At 55.3% G+C, this 24,722-nt stretch carries 18 protein-coding genes; 14 read left to right on the top strand and 4 right to left on the bottom strand.

Features of this window, described 5'->3' with window-relative positions; translation table 11 throughout:
• Positions 1–42: 42 nt before the first annotated feature.
• The 3 genes from treY to proP all read right to left on the bottom strand — a co-directional run bounded on the left by treY (position 43) and on the right by proP (position 6,039).
• Positions 43–2,526 carry a malto-oligosyltrehalose synthase gene (treY, locus tag LU196_RS13335; protein WP_232760131.1) on the bottom strand — a complete coding sequence of 828 codons (2,484 nt, stop codon included), beginning with the start codon at positions 2,524–2,526 and terminating at the stop codon, positions 43–45.
• Positions 2,523–4,310, bottom strand: coding sequence for a malto-oligosyltrehalose trehalohydrolase (gene treZ / locus LU196_RS13330; RefSeq protein ID WP_232760130.1), 1,788 nt, complete (start codon positions 4,308–4,310; stop codon positions 2,523–2,525). Before treZ ends, treY begins: the two co-directional genes overlap by 4 nt.
• Positions 4,311–4,566: 256 nt before the next feature.
• Entirely contained in the window at positions 4,567–6,039 is a 1,473-nt protein-coding gene (proP, locus tag LU196_RS13325) for a glycine betaine/L-proline transporter ProP (RefSeq protein ID WP_370641005.1), read from the bottom strand.
• Positions 6,040–6,457: 418 nt separating this feature from the next.
• Between proP and LU196_RS13320 the strand changes: the two genes are divergently transcribed.
• A complete protein-coding gene (locus LU196_RS13320; RefSeq protein ID WP_232760128.1) occupies positions 6,458–7,795 on the top strand; it encodes an MFS transporter in 1,338 nt (445 codons plus the stop codon).
• A gap of 38 nt (positions 7,796–7,833) precedes the next feature.
• Here LU196_RS13320 and LU196_RS13315 read toward each other — a convergent pair whose 3' ends face one another.
• Positions 7,834–8,553, bottom strand: a complete 720-nt coding sequence (locus tag LU196_RS13315; RefSeq protein ID WP_232760127.1) for an IclR family transcriptional regulator — start codon at positions 8,551–8,553, stop codon at positions 7,834–7,836.
• Between the two features lie 166 nt (positions 8,554–8,719).
• Between LU196_RS13315 and LU196_RS13310 the strand changes: the two genes are divergently transcribed.
• The 13 genes from LU196_RS13310 to LU196_RS13250 all read left to right on the top strand — a co-directional run bounded on the left by LU196_RS13310 (position 8,720) and on the right by LU196_RS13250 (position 24,721).
• Positions 8,720–9,412, top strand: coding sequence for an RraA family protein (locus tag LU196_RS13310; protein WP_232760126.1), 693 nt, complete (start codon positions 8,720–8,722; stop codon positions 9,410–9,412).
• Positions 9,412–10,362 (top strand): hydroxyacid dehydrogenase, encoded by a 951-nt coding sequence (locus LU196_RS13305; RefSeq protein WP_232760125.1) that lies wholly within the window; start codon positions 9,412–9,414, stop codon positions 10,360–10,362. Before LU196_RS13310 ends, LU196_RS13305 begins: the two co-directional genes overlap by 1 nt.
• Before the next feature lie 712 nt (positions 10,363–11,074).
• Entirely contained in the window at positions 11,075–11,572 is a 498-nt protein-coding gene (gene tssB, locus LU196_RS13300; protein WP_232760124.1) for a type VI secretion system contractile sheath small subunit, read from the top strand.
• A gap of 52 nt (positions 11,573–11,624) precedes the next feature.
• Positions 11,625–13,172, top strand: coding sequence for a type VI secretion system contractile sheath large subunit (gene tssC / locus LU196_RS13295; protein ID WP_232760123.1), 1,548 nt, complete (start codon positions 11,625–11,627; stop codon positions 13,170–13,172).
• Positions 13,173–13,189: 17 nt separating this feature from the next.
• Positions 13,190–14,530, top strand: coding sequence for a type VI secretion system baseplate subunit TssK (gene tssK / locus LU196_RS13290; RefSeq protein WP_232760122.1), 1,341 nt, complete (start codon positions 13,190–13,192; stop codon positions 14,528–14,530).
• Positions 14,527–15,216, top strand: coding sequence for a type VI secretion system protein TssL, short form (tssL, locus tag LU196_RS13285; RefSeq protein ID WP_232760121.1), 690 nt, complete (start codon positions 14,527–14,529; stop codon positions 15,214–15,216). Before tssK ends, tssL begins: the two co-directional genes overlap by 4 nt.
• On the top strand, positions 15,213–16,919 hold the full coding sequence (locus LU196_RS13280; RefSeq protein ID WP_232760120.1) for an OmpA family protein: 1,707 nt from the start codon (positions 15,213–15,215) through the stop codon (positions 16,917–16,919). Before tssL ends, LU196_RS13280 begins: the two co-directional genes overlap by 4 nt.
• A gap of 4 nt (positions 16,920–16,923) precedes the next feature.
• The gene (locus LU196_RS13275; RefSeq protein WP_232760119.1) at positions 16,924–17,415 is read left to right on the top strand and encodes an Hcp family type VI secretion system effector; all 492 of its coding nucleotides are present in this window, start codon (positions 16,924–16,926) and stop codon (positions 17,413–17,415) included.
• 175 nt (positions 17,416–17,590) lie between these two features.
• Positions 17,591–20,245, top strand: coding sequence for a type VI secretion system ATPase TssH (gene tssH, locus LU196_RS13270; RefSeq protein ID WP_232760118.1), 2,655 nt, complete (start codon positions 17,591–17,593; stop codon positions 20,243–20,245).
• Positions 20,242–22,620: a type VI secretion system Vgr family protein gene (locus LU196_RS13265; RefSeq protein WP_232760117.1), complete on the top strand. Its 2,379-nt coding sequence runs from the start codon at positions 20,242–20,244 to the stop codon at positions 22,618–22,620. The genes tssH and LU196_RS13265 overlap by 4 nt, the downstream gene beginning before the upstream one ends.
• Positions 22,621–23,373, top strand: coding sequence for a DUF4123 domain-containing protein (locus tag LU196_RS13260; protein WP_232760116.1), 753 nt, complete (start codon positions 22,621–22,623; stop codon positions 23,371–23,373).
• A gap of 86 nt (positions 23,374–23,459) precedes the next feature.
• Positions 23,460–23,975 (top strand): T6SS immunity phospholipase A1-binding lipoprotein Tli1-KP, encoded by a 516-nt coding sequence (gene tli1, locus LU196_RS13255; protein WP_232760115.1) that lies wholly within the window; start codon positions 23,460–23,462, stop codon positions 23,973–23,975.
• Between the two features lie 152 nt (positions 23,976–24,127).
• Positions 24,128–24,721: a DUF3304 domain-containing protein gene (locus LU196_RS13250; RefSeq protein ID WP_232760114.1), complete on the top strand. Its 594-nt coding sequence runs from the start codon at positions 24,128–24,130 to the stop codon at positions 24,719–24,721.
• The last annotated feature ends 1 nt before the right edge of the window (position 24,722 follow it).

Below are 24,722 nucleotides of genomic sequence, written 5' to 3'. Positions count from 1 at the left end.
TTCTCCCTTTCCACAGAACAGATTGCGATGCGCGAAGGTCTGTTATTCACTGAACAGCACCAGCGGCGTAGCCGTATCCAATTGCAAAACGTCGTCAATCGCTATCGTTGCCCCGCTGAACACGTGACGATAATGGCGATGTGCCAACGATTCGCTTAAGGCGATATGCGTATTTCCCCACTGCCCATCGGCGAAGATCAGCCGAGGGACAATCACCAGCAGCGCGTTGCCGTTAAACTGGCGCGCAAAAGCGATAACGTTGTGTTGATGCTCACCTTCAGCAGGCAACGGTTGATAGTCACTCATGCGGAAAAACAGCGGCTGCGCTTTGCGCAGATGCAGAACGCGCGCAATCAGCTGTTGTTTGAGCGCGCCGCTTAGCCAATCTTGATGGTTATCAAAGTCTGGCTCTGCCTCTGGCGTCAGCTGCTGAAGCAGTGTGTAATCGGGTTCGCGACGGTTATCTGGATCGACCAGGCTGAAATCCAGCCGCTCACTGCCCTGATAAATATCCGGTACGCCGGGCGCCGTCAGCTTGATCAGCGTTTGCGTGAGGCTGTTGATCAGCCCGGCGCGGATAAACGGCTGCAGGGCATGCGTAAAGTCTTTCAAAAACGCCGGATTCTCGCGGGAAAGCAGATGGCGCACATAATCCAGTACGGCGGTTTCATAGGCTTCGTCACCGTCTGCCCAATCGGTACGCAGCTTGGCTTCGCGTAACGCTTTTTCCATAAACGGCAGGAAGCGCTGCTCCAGTGCGGCAATCCCTTCGCCATCCTCAGGGTGCAAGGTGGTCGGCCACGCACCCGCCAGCGCTTGATAAATCATCCACTCAACAGCAGCTTCGGGTGCCGGTCCCTCTTTAAGCGAAACGATATGGGCCTGATTCATCTGACGCCAGCGTGCCACGTGATCGGCCCACTGTGCGGGTGCTTCGGTCAACGTGTAAAGGCGTGCACGGGCATCCTCGCCGCGCTTGGTGTCGTGAGTGGATGTGGTAGAGATCGCATCGGGCTGTTTTAGCTGACGAATACGCATCTCTTTATGGAACTGCGTCAGCGAGAAGGTGTGCGGCAGGGGTTCTGCACCCACTTCGTTTACCGCCAGCAGCGCGTGATTGCGGAAGAACAGCGTGTCTTCAACAGATTTGGCCATCAGGGGGCCGGTAAGCTGTTGGAAGCGTGCGCGGAACTCTGCAGCGTCGTGTTCACTCTCCTCAGAGACCGCACCCAGCAGGATCGCCTGCAGGAAACTCAGGGCGGCCGGAGAGGCGCTGTCTTTCACCTTGTTTAGCACTTCAGTGAGCAGCGTTTCTCCTGCCAGCGGCATGCCCGCCCGATTGCCATAAGTGCGGTAAACCGGGAAGGCGATCAGCAGTTCACGCAGCGCAACGTGCAGTTCGGCTTCACCAAAATTACGGTGCTCAACACCCACCACCCCGGTTGCCAGGGTTAGCAGGCGGGTAAATTCACCCGCGAAATTGCGATCAACCATCAGTTCGCGCGCCGCTCGCATCCCGGCGGCCACATCGTTGCGTTCCTCCGTCACGGCTTCATAGGCCAGACGCAATTCGTCTATATGCCTGTCGTCTATCAGCGCGTGGGAAAGGGCGGCAATAAATTCGTAGCCGGTGGTACCGGAGATAGGCCATTCGTCTGGCAAATGCTCGCCTTGCGCCAGAATTTTCTCCACGGTGATATAACAATCAGGTCCGGTCGCGTCGCGCAGGCGTTGCACATAGCCCTGCGGATCGGCTAAACCATCGATGTGATCAAGGCGCAGGCCATCCACTTGGCCCGACTTCACCAGATCGAGAATCAATGCATGGGTCGCCTGAAAGACCTCTTCATCTTCAACCCGTACGCCCACCAGTCCGGTAATTTCAAAGAAGCGGCGGTAGGAGAGCGTCCGCCGCGCATCGCGCCAGCTGGTAAGTTGCCATGACTGCCTGTCGTGCAGCGCCGCAATCTCGGCGGGTGACGTCATCGCCAGCACCTCTGCCTCACGCCCCTGCCAGCTCTGAGGATTGAGCGGATAGAAGCTGTCGAAATAGGCCAGTGCGGGATGGCCGGTATGCGGATGGGGTTTGATGCTGATTTCGCCGCTGGCGAGCACCCGGTCAAAATCGTCCCCTAAAAACGGCAGCGTCAGGCGGCGCGAGGGGTCAATGTCGAAATAGCGCGCATAGCGACTCTCCGGGCCATGCGCGATCACATCCTGCCACCAGGCGTTTTCCAGCGAGGCCGCCATGTGGTTAGGCACAATATCCAGGATAAGCCCCATGCCTGCCTGTTGCAGTGCGCTGGCAAGACGATCAAAACCTTCACGCCCACCGATGGCCGGGTCAATTTCATTGACGTTCGTGACGTCATAACCGTGCGTGGAATCGCGCGTGGCGGTAAAGATCGGTGACGCGTACACATGGCTGATGCCGAGCGTTTGCAGGTAGGGCACCAGCGCCACAACGCGATCAAACGTCATGCCGTTGCGGAACTGAATGCGGTAAGTCGCGGTTGGAATGGTCATGCTTTCTCTTCTCCCTGGGCCAGGCGCACCACAATGGCATGCTGCGGCAATTCATCTTGCTGCGACGGCCAGGCGAACAGTGTGTCACCTTTCATCGCCGGCATTGGCTGGGGCGCGTCACCAATATTGAGCGCTAACGACAGTTCGCCCTGAGGGAACTGCCAGCTAACCGCCACAAAGCCCGGCGCCGTTTTCAGCACGTGGCCGCGCGGCGCACCCGCGTTCGCCAGCAGCGGAACGATGTGCTGGTGGCGCACCTGCAAAAGTTCACGCGTCAGCGCCAGCCAGGCACGTCCTTGTTCAGTGTCACGCGTTTGCCAGCTCAGTTTAGAGCGCGTGAAGGTGCTTTCCGCATTGGGATCGGGCACCTCTGCATCGTGTCCGGCATGGCCGGTAAACTCTTTGGCCCGTCCTTCGCGAACGGCTTTGGCTAAGTCACCGTGAAAATCAGTAAAAAACAGGAACGGATTGGTTTCACCGTACTCTTCACCCATAAATAACAGCGGAATGTGCGGTGACAGCAGCAGCATCGCCAGCAGCACTTTGGTGCGCTCGACGCCGGCCAGCGTGATCAAGCGCTCGCCCTGGGCGCGGTTGCCCACCTGATCGTGATTTTGAATAAAATCGACAAACGCTACGGGCGGCTGTGAGGCGCTGGGCACGCCGCGTGGTTCACCGCTTTGCGGCGAAACCTCCCCCTGATAGGCAAAGCCTTCGGTGAGAATACGCGCGATCAGCTTCTCCGGCGCGTTGGCAAAGTCCTGGTAGTAAGCGTGTGTTTCGCCGGTGGCAAAGACGTGCACCGCGTTGTGAAAATCATCGTTCCATTCAGCGGTAAACAGCGGCGCCGCACCCTGTTCATCGCGCGGGTGCAGGAAGATGACATTGCGGCAGTCCTCCGTGGTGAGATGCGCGGGGCGATCCGAGATCTCGCGGCGGATGCGCTCTGCAATCTCAATCAAGGCGTGTTTACGGGAGGAATCTTCAATCTGGTCGATGGCGTCGAAGCGCAGCCCGTCCAGATGGTACTCCTGCAACCAAAACAGCGGCGCTTCCACAATGTAACGACGGGCCGCGTCCACGTCATAAGCAATGCCGGCGCCCCACGGCGTTTGGCGCTCTTTGTGGAAGAATGCCGGTGCCAGCAGCGGCAGATAGTTGCCTTCTGGCCCAAAGTGGTTAAGCACGATATCCAATACCACCGAAAGGCCATGGGCGTGGGCGGCATCCACCAGTGCTTTGAAATCATCGGGCGAGCCATAAGCGGAATGGGGCGCATACAGCAACACACCGTCATAGCCCCAGCCGCGCCGACCGCCAAACTGCGACAGCGGCATGATTTCAAGCTGCGTGATGCCTAGCGCCGCCAGCTGGGGCAGTTTATCGATTGCAGCGCGGAAAGTCCCTTCCGGCGTGAAGGTACCGATATGTAACTCATAGACGACGGTTTCGTGCCACGGCCGGCCGTGCCAGCCGCTGTCCTGCCAGCGATAGCGGCGAGGATCAACCACCAGCGACGGGCCGTTAACGGCATCTTGTTGCGCCCGTGACGCGGGATCGGGGACACAGGTGCCATCGGCAAGCTGATACTGGTAAGTGGCGCCGGGCTGAATGCCGCTGCGCTGCAAAACGAACCAGCCATCCTGCTCGCGCTGCATTGGGTAATCGCCATCGGCGAGTTGCAGCGTGACCTGCTGCTGCCCGGGCGCCCACAGGCGAAAGAGCACGCTACCATCGGCCTGAATCTCAGCGCCCCAGGATTTTTTAAATGATCTGAATTCCATTCAATAGCCTCGTTTAGCCCACGCAAGGGCGAAGGGACGACATCAAGCGATTCACGTTCCGTTAAAAGTTACTGATTAAAAATTTGGGAATTAGTACGGGCCGGAGAAAAGATCATAGTTCAGATTTGCGGCTTTTCTGGCTTGGGCAAAGGATTTAAGCCGTCTTTTAGAAATTAACGAAGCGCGCGCGCTTCGCTTGAGAAAATAACGGTAGAAAAAGATAAAAAAAAGGGCGTACCGCAGTACGCCCCGAGCATTAAGCGGGTTTTGTATTCCCTGGTTTTCGGCGGCGCTGTTTACGCAGCTTATCCACCAATTTATGGGCTTCTGCCTGCGTGGCCACAGCGGGCGAAGAGCCTTTAAGCGGCTTGCGCGCCGTTTCACTCAGCGTGAGAACGGTAATGAGGCCGATTAGGCCTGCGCCCACCATATAATAGGCCGGCATCATTGCATTATGCGTGGTATCAACCAGCCACGCGGTAATTAACGGCGTGGTTCCACCAAAAAGTGATACCGATAAATTAAAGCCGATAGCCAGGGCGCTATAGCGAATATCCGTAATAAACAGGGCCGGCAATGTCGCAGGCATGGTGCCGCTAAAGCAAGTATGGAGTAGGCCAAGAATGGCCAAGCCAACAAATACCCATACCATGTTGCCAGAGCCAATCAGCATATAGCAGGGAATCGCCAACACAATTAAGCCCAGCGCACCCAATCCAATCACCGGTTTACGCCCCATGCGGTCAGTTAAATGGCCCCACATCAGGGTCAACGGCATCATGATAAACATAATCACCATCACCAACAGCAGGCCCGATAATTCACTGAAGCCCATCACGCCCGTTAAATAGCTGGGCATATAAGCGGTCAACATATAATTGGAGACGTTGAACAACAGCACCAAGCCAATGCATTTCAGCAGGGGTTTAGCGTGCACGCGCAGCATCGTAATGACATTCATCTGCGGTTTGCTGTGCTCAAGCTCCTCACGCTTATCCATATGCTCTTTAAATGCCGGCGTCTCTTCCAGTTTTAGGCGAATATAAAGGCCAAATAATCCCAGAGGCGCAGCGAGGAAAAAGGGCACACGCCAACCCCATTCAAGCATGGTTTCATGGGGTAAATAGGCGATCATGGCTGTCACCAGGCTCGCGCCCAGCAAATAGCCCGCCAGGGTACCAAACTCCAGAAAACTGCCCATAAAGCCGCGGCGCTTATCGGTGGAGTATTCGGCAATAAAGGTCGCGGCGCCGCCGTATTCGCCACCGGTGGAGAAACCCTGAACAAGACGTGCGGCAAAAAGAAGTATTGGCGCGGCGATGCCAATGCTGGCATAGCTGGGAATTAAGCCAATTGAAAAGGTCCCAATCGACATCATGATCATGGTGACGGCAAGGATTTTTTGGCGGCCAAAGCGGTCACCCAGCGGGCCAAAGACCATACCGCCAATGGGGCGCACTAAAAAGGCCGCGGCGAAGGTGCCAAAAGAGGCGATCAATTGTGCCGTGGCGCTGGCATCAGCAAAAAACACCTGGCCGATAATCACGGCGAGATAACTATAAACGCCGAAATCGAACCACTCCATGGCATTACCCAGCGCCGCCGCGCTGACGGCGCGCTTCAATAATTTGTTGTCGATGACGGTAATATCGTCAACGGTGATTTCGGATGCGTTGTTTGTCGTTCCTGTGCTCATTGATTCCCCTGAATGAGAGTGGCGCACTCTCATAGCTTTCACAGCCGAATACGCTAATCATGGAAAGGAAAGCTATAAGATGCAGAAAGGCGGACACCTTAAGAAATAATCGTAGGTGATTCAAGTTTGTGACTTGAATCACAGGGCAAAGCGTAGCGTGAGGGAAAAAACCTGTCAAAGACGGGCCATTGTTCAGGCTGTACGCGCTGACGCCTGGAACGTTTTCCTGTTGTGCGCGTCCTCTCCTCACTTTCCTTTACCCGTCGGCGGTGAGCGCGTTGGGGAGTTAACCACGATAAGCTCACATTTCAGACATGCTTCCCGCTTAAGAATGTGACGTTCTCCGCAACGCTGACGGTCAGCGTATTTTGTGGCAGACGCTTTTTGCTAGTGTATTTAGTACAACGCAGTTTTACAGAATAAAACATCACCGGCGAATTCCGAGGATACTATGTCTGAAAATACCTTAAAGCACGCGCCAGCCTCCGCGCTGGAGCAAGAAACCATGCGGCGCGTCATCTGGCGCATTCTGCCTTTCCTGGTGGTGAGTTATCTGGTTTCCATCATCGATCGCGGCAATATCGGTATGGCTGCGCTACAAATGAATGAAGATCTGGGACTCAGCAAAGCGGCATTCGGCTTCGCCAGCAGCCTCTATTTTGTCGCCTACTTTTTGTTCGAAGTCCCCAGTAACTTAGCGATGCAAAAAGTGGGTGCGCGTTTATGGATCCCGCGCATTATGATCAGCTGGGGCATTATCTCGATGTGTATGGCGCTGGTAGAGAGTACAACGTCGCTCTATGTACTGCGCTTCTTGCTTGGGGCCGCCGAAGCAGGTTTCTTCCCGGGCGTGGTGCTGTATCTGACGTGGTGGATCCCGGCGCGCTACCGAGCCCGTATCATTGCGTCCTTTATGGTTGCCATCCCGTTAGCGAATTTCATTGGCTCGCCGCTTTCCGGTCTCATTCTCACGCTGGATGGTTGGCTGGGGCTGCGCGGCTGGCATCTGCTGTTTATCATTGAGGGGCTGCCCGCCGTACTATTGGGGATTGCCGCCTGGTTTGTATTGAGCAATCGCCCACATGAGGCACGCTGGTTGAAGCCCGAGCAGAAGCAGTGGCTGGAAGCGACGTTGCAAGCCGAGCGGGAAAAAAAGAAAAATATTGGGCACATTTCAACGTGGCAGCTGCTGAAACATAAACACATTTGGCTAATGGCGCTCATCTATTCAGGCGCGTCTGCGGCGGGCACCACATTGAGCGTGTGGTCGCCGCAACTGCTAAAAAGTTTCCATCTGGATAGTCTTTCAACGGGTCTGCTCAACGCCATTCCTTACGGCTTGGCCTCGGTATTGATGATTGTTTGGGGGCGCAGCTCCGATCGCACTGGTGAGCGGCGCTGGCATACTGCACTCACGCTATTCATGATCGCTGGCGGGATCTTTGCGGCCTTTATCAACCTTTCGCTGCCAGCCACCATCATTATTTTGAGTTTGATTTTGGTGGGCGCTTACTCTATGAAAGGGCCGTTCTGGGCGTTGGCTTCAGGCTGGATGAGCAGCAGTTCCGCCGCCGCAGGGCTGGCCGCCATTGGCGCGATCGCTAACCTTATTGGCGGTGCCGTTATGGTCAATGCTTACGGCATTATCAACGAAAAAACCGGTAGTCACACGCTCGCGTTATTGCCGCTGGCGCTGCTGTGCCTGGCAGGCGGGGTGGCCGTGGTCATGATGGGACGTAACCTGTCCCGCCCTTCACCTCACGATGCACATGCCCCCAGTCAATCCTGAAGCTTACGCTCACCGGCACGCCTAAGTCGGTGAGCGCGTTAATGAGCCAGCAGGCCGAAAAGGGTGTCGCACCACGCTTTAGAGGCACCGAGTTTCTGCGAAAGACGAGATGCGCTCTCTGCCATCAGCTGGCTGAGGCCCAACTCTTTGCGCGCTTCTGTCAGTCGCGAGGCGGGGCCTGTCAGGGCCAGCGCTGCAATCAATCGGTCGTTCACGCCAAACACCGGTACCGCAAACGCAGCGGTATGAGGATCGCGTGCGCCCGACGTATAGAGCGGTAAAACGGGGGGTGTTTCAAACAGCGCTTCGTTTTTTCCCCAATAGCGCAGCACTTGGCTGATGGCAGATTGGTCAAGTGGGAAGAGTGTGCCGGGCAGGCGGCTGTGGCGCAAACCTTCCGAGGCTTCGGCACGGAAGAGGCACAGGCGCTGCTCGCCCTCAATCACGTACCAGCTGGCACTTTCGCTAGAGGCTTGCGCCAGCTGGTGCAGTTCAGGCTGAACCACGCTCGCAAGGTGGAAAGACTGTTCGTAAAGTTTACCCAGATAAAGAAGGCGGGGACCCAATCCATAGCTGCCGTTTTCGTGCCGCACCACATAGTTCATGCGCTCCAGCGAGTTCATCAGGCGATAGACCGTGGTTTTGTGGTAGCCCGATGCTTGCGACAGGGCGGTCAGCGTCAAACTGTCATCACCGGGGCGAAAACAGTCCAACAGCGCAAGCGCCTTTTCAACCGCAATAACGCCTTCATTTCCCATGCATTCCTCCTTTTTGAACAGCGCAGAGTGTACCGCAATTTTTGTGAGTCACCTCGTATTTACATCACAAACCTTGGCGCGGCTCTGGCTAACGACAAAGGCCTATAGCTATAGTTGTTTTATATTGTACACATCTGTTTTACAGGGTAAAACAAGCGAGGCAGCAATGCAGCAGAATGAAAAGGCAATGATTAACCGTGATTTCACCCGCGTAACGGCAGAGGAAGTGCGTCAGGCCGCCGAATATCAGGCTGCGATTTTGGCCGATGTGGCGGGCAGACGCGGTACTCTGCATGGGCGCGTGAAACCCCTGGCGGCAGGGATGAAAGTCGCGGGGCCAGCGATTACCGTTGAAGTGCGCCCCGGTGACAATCTGGCAATCCATGCCGCGCTGGCTGTCGCGCAGCCAGGCGATGTGCTGGTGGTGGATGGCAAAGGGGATCTGACCTGTGCGCTGTTGGGTGAAATCATGGCGACTCAGGCAGAAGCCAGCGGCATTGCCGGCATTATCATTGACGGTGCGGTACGCGATGCCGACACGCTCGCCCGGCGAGATTATCCGGTTTTCTCCGCAGGCCTGAATCCGTGCGGCCCGACCAAACTGATCGCCGGTAGAGTCAATCACCCCATTTCGTTAGCGGGGGCACAGGTCAACGCAGGCGATTTGGTGGTGGGTGACGTTGACGGCGTGGTGGTAATCCCCCGCGAAGATGTACAAACCGTGATTGCGCTGGCGCAAAAAAAATTAGCGGTAGAAACCCAGCGTCTGGCCGCCATTCGGCGTGGCGATCTGCGTCCGGGCTGGTTAGACGCGGCGCTGCGCCAGGCGGGCATGCTGTCCGATGGCGAGGTGCTCTAATGAAAAGATTACCTGTTGTGCTAATCACCGGCAGCGATATCGCGGCAGAGGCGGTGACGCTACTAAAAGACTTTACGCTGGTATTTGCCGGTAAACAGCCCACCGAAGCGGGGCTCATCGCGCTGTGCCAACAGCATAATCCGGTCGCTATTTTGGTGCGTTACGGCAAGATCTCCGCCGCGGTGATGGATGCCGCGCCCGCGCTGCGGGTCATTTCCAAACACGGCAGTGGGATTGACGTCATCGACCAACCTGCGGCAGCGGCGCGCGGTATTCGCGTATGCGCTGCCCCAGGTGCCAATGCGGCCGCCGTCGCAGAGCATACATGGGCGATGATTCTGGCGTGTGCCAAAGCGGTACTGCCGCTGGATGCTCGCATGCGCAACGGCTTTTGGGACAAAGCCACACACAAATCTCTCGAGCTGGAAGGGCGCACGCTCGGTCTGGTGGGATTAGGCGCCATTGGGCGTCGCGTCGCCTGCGTGGGGCACGCGCTGGGCATGCGTGTGCTAGCCTACGATCCTTGGGCTCACTCTCTGCCGGAAGGGTGTGAGCCCAAAGCGTCGCTCGAAGCCCTGTTATGTGAAGCAGATGTGGTATCACTGCACTGTCCCCTCACAGAGACGAACCGCGAGATGATCAACGCCGAGACGCTCGCGCTGTTTAAACCCGGCGCGATATTGGTGAATACTGCACGCGGTGGCTTGATTGACGAGGCCGCGCTGGCCGAGGCGTTGTCCAGTGGTCAGCTTGCCTGGGCGGCGCTCGACAGTTTTCCCGTAGAACCGCTCAGCGCCCCGCACCGCTGGCAATCTGTCAAGAATGTCATTCTCTCGCCGCACATCGGCGGCGTCAGCGATGCTTCCTTTATCAAAATGGGGACAGTGGCAGCAGAGAATATTCTACAGACGCTGGCACATGCGCCAGACAAAGAAGGCGTATCCTCATAACGTTTTGGCGTAACCACAGGTGCGTAAAGTAAAGCGCGTATCTGGCCACCGCTCTCCCTTGTGAGCGTATTTTCCGGGTGAGTACGGACGGTAAATAACCGCAAGAAGTGAGTAGATTGTTGGCACGGGAATAGCGAGCGACTGATGCAGTCCTGATAAATGTCGGGATTGCATCAGTTGATTTTTTTTTTGTTACTGGCGATGTGTCACAACATAGAGCGATTTTGGGCCTCATAAGCCGACAGCATTCAAGAAAATATCCCAGTGGATGGCGTTGCAGCCTTTAGAATATCCTCCCCTTTCTGCCCACAATAACCCAGCGGCGTCTCTGATGTCTGCTTAATCGCCATTGTAACGTCTCTCATCTTAAATTTAGAACCAGCCTCCAAAAATAATATTCCCCTCCCGCGATCTCCCTTCCAGTGGTATCAGATATAGCAACGTTATTTTATAACCCTATGAATCTTAAACTACCAATTATTTTTTGTTGATTAATTACTGGGGTATTGATTTTTTATTCTGTATTTTATATTGGGTTTGCTGGTGAACCGTGCTGGTTAGTTATTAATGGTTTGTGTAAAGCTCTTGAGACCTGTCTTGTTTTGGGTAATTTATGGGTTATTTATATCCTATCTTTATCATTATTCTATTATTGTGTGCGAATGGATTTTATTTGATAAGTGTACGCAGCGTTAAATCAAGGGATGATGAAATGATTGATAGTTTCCAAAATGAAGTGCCAAAAGCGCGTATTAATCTAAAGCTTGATTTGCATACAGGAGGCGCTAGCAAGAGAACTGAACTTCCACTGAAATTACTTTTGGTGGGCGATTTCAGTAATGGCGGCGAAGTCACCCCCTTATCTGAACGCATAAGAATTAATGTCAATAAAAACAACATTGATGCCGTGATTTCCGAATTTTCCCCAAACGTTAACCTGATCGTTGAAAATACCGTTTTAGGTGACGGCGGCAAAGAAAACATCAGTCTGCGTTTTCGCTGCATGGACGATTTCACCCCGGAGCAGGTCTCCCGTCAAATCCCTCAGCTCAAAGCCATGCTTTCCATGCGCAATTTATTGCGTGATTTAAAGGCTAACCTGCTCGACAACCAACGTTTTCGAAAAGAGCTTGAAAAAATCCTGCTTGATCCGGCTTTACGTGCAGCGCTCAAGGCGGAACTTTCAGCATTAGCACCTAAACAGCCGTAACGGTCCCAGTGATTTAACGGATTAACGATGGTTTAACGGATTAATAAGGAAGATGTTGATGTCGGTAATAAAAGAGAATGCCATGGGTGGTGAGGCTTTAATTCTGGAAGGTCCTGCTGCTGGTGGTGTTTATGCCTCACTGTTTAAAAAAATCAATTTAAATCCCGTTTCCGAGCTAAGCGCGCTAGATATTTGGCAGGACGCGCAGACAATGTCTGATGCAACGGCGGATGAGCGATTAACGGCCGCCATGCAGGTATTTCTGGAGTGCCTGACACATTCGGGCTCAGCGGTCGAAAAACTCGATAGAAACTTAATTGACCACCATATCGCTGAGTTGGACTGTCAAATTAGTCGTCAGCTTGATGCGGTCATGCATCATACAGACTTTCAGGCAGTGGAGAGTTTGTGGCGCGGCGTGAAATCCCTGATCGATAAAACCGATTTCCGTCAGAATGTAAAAATTGAACTGCTGGATATTTCAAAAGACGATCTACGTCAGGATTTCGAAGACAGTCCAGAAATCACCCAAAGTGGGCTCTATAAACACACTTATATTGATGAGTATGATACCCCGGGGGGAGAGCCGTTTGCTGCCCTAGTTTCCGCTTACGAATTTGATGCCTCTACCCAGGATGTTGCGCTGTTACGCAACATATCCAACGTGTCCGCTGCAGCGCATATGCCGTTCATTGGCTCCGCCGGTCCGAAATTCTTCCTCAAAAACACCATGGAGGATGTCGCCGCCATCAAAGATATTGGTAACTACTTTGACCGTGCTGAATACATCAAATGGAAATCTTTCCGCGAGACGGATGATGCCCGCTATATCGGTCTGGTGATGCCGCGTGTACTGGGTCGTCTGCCTTATGGCCCGGACACTATGCCGGTGCGTAGCTTCAACTACGTTGAAGAAGTAAAAGGCCCCGATCACAGCAAATATCTGTGGACCAATGCCTCGTTTGCTTTTGCCGCCAACATGGTGCGCAGCTTTATCAATAACGGCTGGTGTGTGCAAATCCGTGGCCCGCAGGCTGGCGGTGCGGTTCAGGATCTGCCAATTCATCTGTATGATCTGGGCACCGGCAACCAGATGAAAATCCCGTCTGAAGTGATGATCCCGGAAACCCGCGAATTTGAATTTGCGAACCTGGGGTTTATACCGCTAAGCTATTATAAAAATAGAGATTATTCTTGTTTTTTCAGCGCTAATTCTACTCAAAAACCGGCATCGTACGATACCGCTGATGCGACAGCGAACAGCCGCATCAACGCCCGTCTGCCCTATATTTTCCTGCTGTCGCGTATTGCCCATTATTTGAAGCTCATCCAGCGCGAGAATATCGGCACCACAAAAGACCGTCGTCTACTTGAGTTAGAGCTTAATACCTGGGTGCGCAGCCTGGTAACAGAGATGACCGATCCTGGCGATGAGCTGCAGGCTACTCACCCACTGCGCGATGCGAAAGTGGTGGTCGAAGACATTGAGGACAACCCAGGCTTCTTCCGCGTGAAGCTTTACGCCATCCCGCATTTTCAGGTTGAAGGGATGGACGTCAACCTGTCACTGGTTTCCCAGATGCCGAAAGCGAAATCATAAGCTAAGGCAGGAAGCTAATGAAAACGGAACAACCTTTGTGGGGAAGGGGCGTCATGGTTTCTCCCCAGCACTTCCAGCAGCAGGCCGCGTATGCGGCTTGGACTGCGGAAGCCATTGCCCGGTTGGGGTTATCACACCCATGGGGCGTGATAAATGTCGCGTTCGAATCCGATGCACTGAAACTGGGGCGTCTGCAGGCTCGTCATTTGCACATCCGTTTCCCCGACGGCACGCTTATTGATACGGATAATGCCGACGATCTGCCACCGGTGCTGGCGCTTGAGGGAGAATCACAGGATGTAGTTGTGGTTCTGGGCCTTCCGCTGCTGAGGGCGAATGGCGGTAATTGCCTCAAACCGGATGAGGTAGCAGGACGTCCTGTTCGCTTTCGTCAGCAGTGGCGAGATGTTCGCAATAGCTTCGGCGATGATACCCGCCAAATTGCGGTAATGCGCCCAGAGTTGACGCTGCGTTTCGCCCATCAGAACAACAGCGATTATCTGACCTGCCCGATCGTTCGTCTGCATCAGGATTCGCAGGGGGCGTGGCAATGTGATGAAACGTTTCTCCCTCCGCTCCTGACCATTCAAGGCAGTCGCTGGCTGGTGACCCAGTTGGAACAACTGATGACGCAGCTGCACGTCCGCCTGAGTCGGCTGATGGCGATGCGTCGTGAAAGCAATGAGCGCATGGCAGATTTTGCCGTGGCCGACGTGTCTCTGTTCTGGTTGCTCAATGCCCTGAACAGTGCTGCACCCGTGCTCGGCCAGTTCCAGCGCCATCTGCAAAGCCCTCCTGAGCGGCTGTATCCGGAGCTGGCAAGGCTTGCGGGCAGCCTTCTGACCTTCTCACTGCAACATCAGGTGAGTGCTATTCCCGTCTGGCAGCATGAAAAGCTCAATGATGTCTTCCCGCCGCTGTTTGATTTACTGGGCGACCTGCTAGAAGCCAGCTTGCCGTCGCGGGTGGTGGCGATTGAGCTCAAGCATGATGCCCGGTTGCATTTCTGGCAGGCCCGTCTGCATGACCCACGCCTGCGCGCAGGAGCGGATTACTACCTCTCTGTACGTTCATCGGTGCCGGTGGCACAACTGCAGGAACAATTTCCGCGTCAGTGCAAGGTCGGCAGTCCCGATCACGTCAGGAGCATCGTCAACTCATCACGGATGGGAATACCGCTGACGCCACTTCGTCATGTACCGGCAGCGATTCCGCTTCGCCTGGAAAACCAATATTTCAGCCTTGATGTCTCTCATTCTCTGGCTATCGAAATGCTTCAGGGCGGCACCTGTATGTTTTACGTGCCGGGCATGCTAGGCGAGCCTGAGCTTGAACTCTTTGCGGTGTTGAGAACATGAGTAAGCATCAACGCGGTACGACCGCGTCCATTGATATTGACGCCCTGCTGCAGCAGACGTGGCTGCAGGTTATTAGCCTGCGTCACGGTCCCACCTTCCAGGAGGGAGAAGGGCGCTCGCTGTGGGAGCGCTGCGTGGCGGATATTGAGCATGTGCAGCGTGAACTGAAAGCGAGCGGCCTCGATGAAGCAAGCTGTCAACATATTCTCACCGCACAGTGTGCGCTGCTTGATGAAGCGGTCAAAGGGCGCGGTGTGGAAGATGATGCCTGTGTGCAGTGGTATGACATTCCCCTGCAGGGACACTTCCTCGGCACCATGGACGGCGGCGATACGCTGTGCGACAGGATGCGCGATGTGCTGCGTGAATCGTCGCCTGACCCCGCAGTCGTGACCTGCTTCCAGCGGGTCATGATGCTGGAATTTCTCGGCAGTTTCCGCTCCCTGAGCGACCCGGCGCGCCAGAAACTCGTTAACGCACTCAGTGAACAGGTTACGCCGTTCAGCTACTCACAACCCCATCCGGTTCTGGCGGAATGCGTTACCGGACGAGGAATAGGCGGCTGGGTGGCGTCATGGCCCGTGCGTATCGGCCTGAGTGTAGTGGGGGTGGCCGCGCTGTGGTGGGGGCTGAGTTACTGGCTGGATCAGATACTGCTGAGCCTGCTGCCGGGAGCGGAGAAATGAGTCTTGCACAACAGCGCGGGCTTGTGCTGTGGGCCGTACTGCTGAGTGCGGTGGTCTGCCTGGGATTTCTGCCGTTCCCCCGTCAGGTTTCTGTGCCCGTTATGCTGGCGATGCTGGGTCTTATCGTGATGTTTTGGACTATTGCCCGTCGTCGCGGGGTGCATAAGGTAACGCTGCATTTGGATGACCTCCCGGAAGCCACTTACCGCCAGCCCGTGGTGCTGGTCTGCGGCGATCTACCGCTGGCCTGGCCGCAGCAGTCACCGGTGTTCACTGTCACACAGGGATGCTGGATCCGCGTGAAGGATCACCAGGATCTGGAGCAGACAGCGCGGCAGCTACTGTGGCTGCGTCCTGACTGGGGGCGTCAGCTCACGGTGATGATCACTGTTTGTCCGCAGCAACACGTCGACAGCGTGTACCTTACTCATCTTCTGTTGAACCTCCGCTGGCAAATCAACCAGTTGCGTAAAAAAACGGGCCATTCTGTGCCGGTGGTTCTGAATGGTCAGGTTGGCAGCGCGATGGCGAAAGACAGGCTCTGGCAGGCCGCTATTCCGGGAGAAGGGGTGAGAGTGTGGCGTGCGTCGTCATCGCCCAGCGCAATTGCAACATGGATCACCACTGGTGGTGCGCCTGCAATGCAACAACAGGTGCTAATAAACAGTTTGATGAGTTGGTTCCATCAGCATGTTCAGGCGGTGTTTATGGATGAGAGTCCCGATGTTCCAGTCATTGCACCTGTTGCGGTGCTGTGGGGGGTGGGACCGATCCTTGCCGGAAGTCTGGTTACATCGGCCTGGACAGCATGGCTTTCCCGACAAACTGGAATGCAGCAGGTAGCAGGCTGGCAGCCGATGGGGGCCGACAGTACGGTTAACTCCCCCTTGCCTGATTTTATCCTGCCGCTGCTGCCCGAAGGACGAGGGCTGACGCCGCGAGGGCGCACCTTGCATTATGCATTCGGGATTTTCACGCTGGCGGCCCTTGCTGCGCTGATCGGCAGTGGCTGGAACAATCGCCAATTGTTGCAGCGCGTGAGCTTTGATATCGCCCGATATGATCGTATTCCGATGCATGATTTCTGGTCAAAAGCCGCCGCCGTTGCCGTTCTGCGTGACGATGCCGCGGATCTGGATAATTGGGTGCGCAATGGCGTACCGACACGGATGGGCCTCGGTCTTTTTCAAGGAGAGCGTCTGCGCACACCTGTGCTGGATGCGATCCGCTCTTGGGTGCCTCCGCCATCTAAACCACCGCCAGAACCTCAACCGCTGCCGCAGATTGTTCGCCTTGACAGCATGTCGCTGTTCGATTCGGGAAAATCGACGCTGAAAGCCAGCTCCACCAAATTGCTGGTGAAGGCGCTGGTCGACGTAAAGGCGAAACCGGGCTGGCTGATCGTCCTATCCGGCCATACCGATAACACCGGGAACCCGAAACGCAATCAGACGCTATCCCTGGAACGTGCCGAAGCGGTGCGTGACTGGATGCGTGACACCGGTGACGTACAAGCAAGCTGTTTTGCGGTGCAGGGCTATGGCGAAAGCCGCCCTGTCGCAACAAACGACACGCCGGAGGGCCGTGCGCGCAACCGTCGTGTCGTAATCAGTCTGGTTCCACAGGCCAATGCCTGCCAGATACCGGGCAATCCCAACGCGTTGTCGCAGGATGATGACGCACCACAACACAATGGAGAGTAATACCATGGCAATTCCTGTTTATCTTTGGCTGAAAGACGACGGCGGCGCGGACATCAGGGGGGCGGTTGACGTTCAGGACCGTGAAGGCAGCATCGAAGTCGTGGCTCAGGAACATAACCTGTACATCCCAACCGATAACAATACGGGCAAGCTGACCGGTACCCGCATCCACACACCGTTTCATTTCACCAAAGAAATCGATTCGTCCACTCCGTACCTTTATAAGGCCGTAACCACCGGCCAGACGCTGAAATCTGCGGAGTTCAAATGGTACAAAATCAACGACGCGGGCCAGGAGGTAGAGTACTTCAACACCAAACTGGAAAACGTGAAAGTCGTGAAAGTTAATCCTGAAATGTATGACATCAAGGATCCTTCAAAAGAGAAGCACAACCACCTCGAGCGTATTGAACTGCGTTACGAAAAAATCACCTGGACCTACAAAGACGGCAACATCATTCATTCCGATTCCTGGAACGAACGCGCCACCGCATAAACGCCTGATGCGGACAGGGTTTCCTGTCCGCAGTTTTTTGCTGAGTGCCTGTCTTACGCGGGCTCTCAACAAAGAAACCCACAAACTGCCAGCCTGACCGTATGCGCTTTGGTCCCCTTCATGGGAAACAGCGATGGGCGGTAGCGTGTCAAGGAACCGACAAAGAGAGAGAGTCATGGAAAATCTAGCCATCCTGCTGCGACGTTTGAATCCTTACTGTGCCCGTGCGATGGACGGCGCAGCATCGCTCTGCCAGACCCGAGCCCATGCGGAAATTTTGCCGGAGCACTGGCTGTTGAAGCTGCTTGAACAGGGTGAAGGTGACCTGACGGTGCTGGCGCGCCGCTACGAATGGGATATGGACACCTTGTGGCAAGCGTTGCTGGCTTGGCTGGATAAGCTTCCCCACTCTGTTCACGGTCGCCCTCAGCTTTCACACAGCATTCAGACGTTAATTCAGGAAGCGTGGCTGATTGCCTCTCTGAACACCGAAGCGCATATTCGCAGCGTGCATCTGCTGATGGCGCTGGTTGATAAGCCTAAACTGGCGCGCTGCGAGGGGCTGTGGCCGCTGCTAACCCTCGGGCAGAGACAGATCGATCGTCTCCGCCCGCTGCTGGATGCACAGTCGGATGAACGCCCGGATGTGCAGCAGGAAGCAGAGCTGGCACGCCATGTTGGGGGTAGCGTGGAGTTTATCGGTCTCCCCATTGGCGCGGGGGTAACAGAAGGCGAACTTAACCCGACGCTGCAGAACGCGCTGGATAAATTCACCCTTGACGTTACCGCCAAGGCCAAAGCAGGAAAAATCGACCCGGTGTTTGGTCGTGACTGCGAAGTACGTCAGGTAATAGATATTCTCTCACGCCGCCGCAAAAACAACCCGGTGTTGGTGGGTGAGCCAGGCGTGGGCAAAACCGCGCTGGTGGAAGGTCTGGCTTTGCGCATCGCGGAAGGTAACATCCCGGAATCGCTCAAGCCTGTGGTACTGCGTACGCTCGACCTCGGTCTACTGCAGGCAGGTGCGGGTGTGAAGGGTGAATTTGAACAGCGTTTAAAAAACATTATTGACGCTGTGCAGCAGTCACCGGTGCCGATTCTGCTGTTTATTGATGAAGCCCACACCCTCATCGGTGCTGGCAATCAGGCGGGGGGCGCGGATGCCGCCAACCTGCTGAAACCTGCCTTGGCACGCGGCGAGCTGCGTACCATTGCCGCCACGACTTGGTCCGAATATAAGCAATATTTTGAGCGCGACGCCGCGCTAGAACGCCGCTTTCAGCGGGTAAAGGTTGACGAGCCGGATGACGACACCGCGTGTCTGATGCTTCGCGGCCTGAAATCCCGCTACGTTGAGCATCATAACGTGCATATCACTGATGATGCGATCCGTGCGGCAGTCACGCTGTCCCGTCGCTACCTCACTGGCCGTCAGCTACCGGACAAGGCCATAGATCTGCTGGATACCGCCGCTGCGCGCGTACGTATCAGCCTTGATACCGTACCGGAGGCCATCGTTCGTCTGAAAGCGCAGCGGACCGCCCTGGAAATGGAAGATCAGGCGTTACGGGAAGACTGTGTCATCGGCAGCCGCTGCCAGGATGAACGTCTGAGCGTTATTGCGCAGCAGCGAACCGCACTTGATGCGCAAATTCAGGAGCAGGAGCAACGGTTCAGCAATCAAAAAGCGCTGGCACAGCAGCTAATAGCCAGCCGACATGACATCAGCCAGCAGACTGAAGGGGCCGATCTACAACAGCAGCTGGAGCAGGCACAGCTGGAGGAAGCGTTGATGCAGGTGGATGTGACTGCGCGAACAGTAGCGAATGTCATTGCAGACTGGACCGGTGTACCGCTTTCTTCCGTGATGAAAGACGAGCAGAGTGAACTGCTACGCCTGGAAAACGACATCGGCAGACGTGTCGTCGGTCAGAATGTTCCCCTCGAGGCCATTGCCCGGCACTTACGCGCGGCGAAGACCGGGCTGACGTCAGAGAATGGGCCGCAGGGCGTATTCCTGCTGGTTGGCCCGAGTGGTGTGGGAAAGACCGAAACCGCGCTGGCGCTGGCGGATGTACTGTATGGCGGCGAGAAGTCGTTGATTACCATCAACCTGTCCGAATATCGGGAACCGCATACCATTTCCCAGCTGAAAGGCTCGCCTCCGGGTTACATCGGCTATGGCCAGGGCGGTATCCTCACCGAGGCCGTACGCAAGCGCCCCTACAGCGTGGTGCTGCTGGATGAAGTGGAAAAGGCGCACCGTGACGTCATAAACCTGTTCTATCAGGTGTTTGACCGCGGGTTTATGCGCGACGGCGAAGGGCGCGAAATCGACTTCCGAAACACCGTTATCCTGATGACCTCCAACCTCGGCAGCGCCCCCCTGGTGCGGCTGCTTAAAGAGCATCCTGAAGCCACTGACGGTGACCTGCACGAACTGCTGCGCCCGATATTGCGCGACCATTTCCAGCCAGCGCTGCTGGCCCGCTTCCAGACCGTGATTTACCGTCCGCTGACGAAACCCGCCATGCGCACCATCGTTGAGATGAAACTGTCGCAGGTCAGCAAACGCCTGCACCGTCATTACGGCCTGACTACGCACATAGATGAAAAGCTCTATGACGCCTTAACCGCTGCCTGCCTGCAGCCGGACAGCGGCGCACGCAACGTTGATTGCCTGCTCAACCAGCAGATTCTGCCGGTATTGAGTCAACAGCTGCTGGCTCAGAGGGCCGCGAAACTCAAACCCCAGTTTTTATGCGTTAGCTGGCGTGAAGAAGAGGGCATCGGGCTCGAGTTTGATGTGCCACAGGGAGTGAACGCATGACGACTCATCCTCCGTTACGATTCAGCCATAGCCATCACCTGCTGGTAGTGAAAGGCTGTGAGGCAGCACTTGACGTGCTGGCGTTTGAAGGTGATGAAGCCCTCAGCAGGCCGTTCAGCTACCGCATTGAATTTACCAGTGACAACCACGCGATTAGCAAAGAGGTGATGCTGTTAAAAGCCGCCTCTCTAACGCTGCAGGCTCATGTTGACCAAGGTTACGGCATCAAAGTGCAGCAGGTTGTCCGGGTGATCCAGGGGGTGGTGACGGGGTTTGAACGTCTTAGTACCTCAACGGACGAAACCCGATATGCCCTGACGATCCAGCCACGTCTGGCGCTCCTTAACCGCTCACAGCAGAACGCCATTTACCAGGACATGGCGGTACCGCAAATCGTGGAAAAGATCCTGCGCGAGCGCCACAGCATGCGTGGCCAGGATTTTCTGTTCTCGCTGTCAAAAGCCTACCCACGCCGTGAGCAGGTGATGCAGTTCGGCGAGGACGACCTGCACTTTATTACCCGCCTGCTGGGTGAGGTCGGCATCTGGTTCCGCTTCACCACCGACATGCGGCTGAACATTGACGTTGTGGCATTTTACGACAGTCAACTGGGGTATGAAAAAAGCCTGACGCTGCCAGCAGTACCGCCATCAGGGCAACATTCGCAGGGCATGGATGCTGTCTGGGGCATGACGATCCAGCATAACGTGGTACAGAAGCAGGTTAGCACCTGTGATTACAACTACCGCAAGGCTACAGATGATATGAACACTCAGGTCGATGCGACGTGCGGGGATGCCACCACCTACGGTGAGGCTTATCACTATGCTGATAATTACCTGACAGCGGGCAGCCCCAGTGAACGCAATCCGGCCCCGGAGTCTGGGGCGTTCTATGCCCGCATTCGTCATGAGCGCTATCTTAATAGTCAGACCCAAACCTGTGCTATCACCAGCTGCCCAAGGCTTTCCCCGGGCCAGGTCCTGAAAGTCATCGGCGGTTATGACGTAGCAGAGGTGTTTGCTCATGGCATCGTCATCACGGCGATTCATAGCCATGCGCGGCGTGATGAAGATTTTGGCGTCAAGTTTAACGGTATTCCGGACAGCGCTGATTTTTGTTTCCGTCCTGATCCAGGATCACGCCCGGCAATGGCTGGCACACTACCGGCTCGCGTCACCAGTACCACTGAAAATGACACCTACGGGCACATCGATAAAGATGGCCGCTATCGCGTCAACATGCTGTTTGATCGTGATAACTGGGATACCGGTTTTGAAAGCCTATGGGTCCGCCAGTCACGGCAGTACGCAGGCGACACCTACGGTCTGCACTTGCCGCTGCTGGCGGGAACCGAAGTGGCGATTGGCTTTGAAGACGGTAATCCGGACCGGCCGTACATCGCAGGCGTGCTGCATGATTCAGCACACAGCGACCACGTCACTATCCGCAATTACAAACGTAACGTACTGCGCACACCGGCGAACAACAAAATCCGCCTCGACGATGAGCGCGGGAAAGAGCACATCAAGGTCAGCACGGAGTACGGTGGAAAGAGTCAACTTAACCTCGGGCATCTGGTTGACAGCGAAAAACAGAAGCGCGGTGAAGGATTTGAACTTAGGACCGACAGCTGGGGCGCCATCCGTGCACAAAAAGGGATATTTATCAGCGCTGACGGCCAAATCGAGGCGCACGGCGCGGTATTGGAGATGCAGCCAGCAATCAGTTTGCTAAAAGGGGCGCTGAATCAGCTCATTGGGTGGGGAACAATTACGCAAACTCACCACAACATTACGCCGGATGCCGAGCCATTAAGGACATTTGTTTCCGGTGTCTGTGAGCTTAAAGAGCCGGCGTTACTGTTCTCTTCACCTAAAGGTATTGCCGCCGTCACGCCGGAAACGGCCCTGATGCACAGTGGAAAAGGGCTGTACCTGCAGAGCTTAGGGGACGTTAATATCACTGCCGCACTGCGTTATTCGGTGAACGCGAGCCAGGCGGTCTCATTGCTTGCACAGCAGGAGGGGATGCGGCTGGTATCTGCTAAAGGTCCGCTGGAGATTGAGTCACATAGCGATGTCCTGTCGCTAACCTCCCTGAAAGATGTCGCCGTTCAGTCAACACAGGGACATCTGCAGTTAACAGCAAAAAATGGCATCACTTTAGGCTGTGGCGGGGCTTACCTTCGCCTCACACCACAGGGTGAGGTGCATATTCACGGGCCGGGGTTAATCAGTCTCAAAGGCATGCACGATTTGCAGGGGCCAGCAAGCGAGGATTTTCCCTTGCCAGAATTACCGGCATCAGTCTGTAGAGAGTGCCTTAAAAAAGCCCAAGCGCTGGGGCAGGGCTTTGTACCCAGGGAGGCTTAAATGACCGCGCAATGGATTGAGGACGTCGCTATTACCTGCCGGACATCCGGGACGGATTATCTCGATATTATCGTTGATCAGGCAGGGCTGGATTTCAGTGTTATTTCGGCCCTGAACGCACTGTCGGTGGAGTGGCAGTCACTTTACCACGGGCTACCGGAGGCGTTTATCCTCGATGATGCTCCGCTGGTTGCACGTATCAGGGTGGATGATGTTCAGCAAATGCAGTGGCTAAAAGACATCAGTCAGCAAATGGTTGTTAAGGCACCGATACTGCTGTTGTGTTCACACTGGTCTTTTTCTGCCTTGGCCGCTTGGTTCACGCAGTGTATAGATATTTTTCAGGAAGGACGGAGTGGCATATTACGCTTTTACGATACGCGGATTTTCCCCGTGCTATTTACGCACGTTCTCAGTGAGGAGCAGAAAAAGGCGTTGTTACGCCCTGTACTGTTCTGGGCATGGCAGGATAGGGATGGTCATGCCAAAGGTATAAAAGGCAGCGGTTTGCCCCAGAACCGTGATGAAAAACCTCCAAAAATTGACCTCAATGATCGCCAGCTCGAACATCTGATGTGCGTATGCGATGTCATGACCCTTCTTTCGCACAGTGCGCCTCCAGCTGGCAGGTATGCATCAACTCAGGCGCTTTTTACTGATTGTTATAAGGGCATGGTGGAGGCAACCGATCAGGGAATTATCTTGGATGAAGCCCGCGAGGCGTGGGTCATGAAAAAGTGGCTTGCCGAATAACCAGGATTCTTATCCTGAAAAGAAACCGTATGCCCGCTGTTGCATCGTCCTCCCCTTGAGAAGTTATTTCATACATGGAACGTCAGATGAAACACGTATTCCTGAGCCTGCTGCTGCTAACCGGCTGCTCGCAGCCCGCCGCGCAGGCGGGAGGCGGGGGTGGCGGAACGATTAAAGCCATCAACCACACAAAATGGGCCATCAACCACTTCAGCGTGGATAACCAGTCGGGTATCGACATTATCGGCCCGTTTCAGGGCGGCGGCGGTGGCTGCTGCTACGGCGTGCCCGCCCGCTGGACGCCGGGCATGACGGTGCGTATTGACTGGGAGACCGGGGTAGGTTCGTCTGCGGGTTTTCCGGGATTTGCTGATAGAGCTAAATACAAGGCATGGATTGTAAAAATTGATGCCCAAAAACGCCAGCACAGCAAAACCGTTCCGCTGCCCGACTACAACGGTCAGGATGTGTGCGGCATCACCGTGCACTTTCTGCCCTGCGATGAGGTGAAGGTCACCACCAGTTGCTGGTCGCCGAGAAATGCCGGCTATCCGATCAAAGAGCCCCTCATGATGAAGGAGCCCAAAGTATGTCCGAGATAAAAACCGACCTGGCCTGGGTGCCGCCGCCGTTCCCGGCGCAGGGGCGCCTCCCCGTCAACGCGCTGCAGGTCGGGCAGCGTTGCCCTCAGCACAACGGCGCTATTTAGCCTGATCTTACCTCTTTAAATTCCCTCTTCTACAAGGAACGTCAGATGAAACACATATTCCTGAGCCCGCTGCTGGCGGGCGTACTGCTGTTAACAGGCTGCACCCAGCCTGCCGCGCAGGCGGGAGGCGGAGGTGGCGGAACGATTAAAGCCATCAACCACACGAAATGGGCCATCAACCATTTCAGCGTGGATAACCAGTCGGGTATCGACATTATCGGCCCGTTTCAGGGCGGCGGTGGCGGCTGCTGCTACAGCGTACCCGCCCGCTGGACGCCGGGCATGACGGTGCGTATTGACTGGGAGACAGGTGTGGCATACGCAAGCGATGTACCCGAAATACCTGCACCGACTCACCCACTATATAAGGGGCAAAATAATAAAACGTGGACTGAAGAAATATCAAAATACAACCAGCAAAGACGCATTTGGTTTAAAAAAATTAATGCCTTAAAACGCCAGCACAGTAAATCCGTCCCGCTGCCCGACTACAACGGGCAGGATGTGTGCGGTATCACCGTGCACTTTCTGCCCTGCGATGAGGTGAAGGTCACCACCAGTTGCTGGTCGCCGAGAAATGCCGGCTATCCGATAAAAGAGCCCCTCATGATGAAGGAGCCCGCAATATGTCCGAAATAAA

This window comes from Pantoea sp. Mb-10 (genome assembly GCF_021272205.1).
Taxonomy (GTDB): domain Bacteria; phylum Pseudomonadota; class Gammaproteobacteria; order Enterobacterales; family Enterobacteriaceae; genus Pantoea.
This window is presented reverse-complemented; position numbering and strand designations above follow the sequence as displayed.

Coding starts and splice junctions, on each gene's coding strand:
- treY (WP_232760131.1), bottom strand. CDS start 2,526: ATGACCATTCCAACCGCGACTTACCGCATTCAGTTCCGCAACGGCATG.
- treZ (WP_232760130.1), bottom strand. CDS start 4,310: ATGGAATTCAGATCATTTAAAAAATCCTGGGGCGCTGAGATTCAGGCC.
- proP (WP_370641005.1), bottom strand. CDS start 6,039: ATGAGAGTGCGCCACTCTCATTCAGGGGAATCAATGAGCACAGGAACG.
- LU196_RS13320 (WP_232760128.1), top strand. CDS start 6,458: ATGTCTGAAAATACCTTAAAGCACGCGCCAGCCTCCGCGCTGGAGCAA.
- LU196_RS13315 (WP_232760127.1), bottom strand. CDS start 8,553: ATGGGAAATGAAGGCGTTATTGCGGTTGAAAAGGCGCTTGCGCTGTTG.
- LU196_RS13310 (WP_232760126.1), top strand. CDS start 8,720: ATGCAGCAGAATGAAAAGGCAATGATTAACCGTGATTTCACCCGCGTA.
- LU196_RS13305 (WP_232760125.1), top strand. CDS start 9,412: ATGAAAAGATTACCTGTTGTGCTAATCACCGGCAGCGATATCGCGGCA.
- tssB (WP_232760124.1), top strand. CDS start 11,075: ATGATTGATAGTTTCCAAAATGAAGTGCCAAAAGCGCGTATTAATCTA.
- tssC (WP_232760123.1), top strand. CDS start 11,625: ATGTTGATGTCGGTAATAAAAGAGAATGCCATGGGTGGTGAGGCTTTA.
- tssK (WP_232760122.1), top strand. CDS start 13,190: ATGAAAACGGAACAACCTTTGTGGGGAAGGGGCGTCATGGTTTCTCCC.
- tssL (WP_232760121.1), top strand. CDS start 14,527: ATGAGTAAGCATCAACGCGGTACGACCGCGTCCATTGATATTGACGCC.
- LU196_RS13280 (WP_232760120.1), top strand. CDS start 15,213: ATGAGTCTTGCACAACAGCGCGGGCTTGTGCTGTGGGCCGTACTGCTG.
- LU196_RS13275 (WP_232760119.1), top strand. CDS start 16,924: ATGGCAATTCCTGTTTATCTTTGGCTGAAAGACGACGGCGGCGCGGAC.
- tssH (WP_232760118.1), top strand. CDS start 17,591: ATGGAAAATCTAGCCATCCTGCTGCGACGTTTGAATCCTTACTGTGCC.
- LU196_RS13265 (WP_232760117.1), top strand. CDS start 20,242: ATGACGACTCATCCTCCGTTACGATTCAGCCATAGCCATCACCTGCTG.
- LU196_RS13260 (WP_232760116.1), top strand. CDS start 22,621: ATGACCGCGCAATGGATTGAGGACGTCGCTATTACCTGCCGGACATCC.
- tli1 (WP_232760115.1), top strand. CDS start 23,460: ATGAAACACGTATTCCTGAGCCTGCTGCTGCTAACCGGCTGCTCGCAG.
- LU196_RS13250 (WP_232760114.1), top strand. CDS start 24,128: ATGAAACACATATTCCTGAGCCCGCTGCTGGCGGGCGTACTGCTGTTA.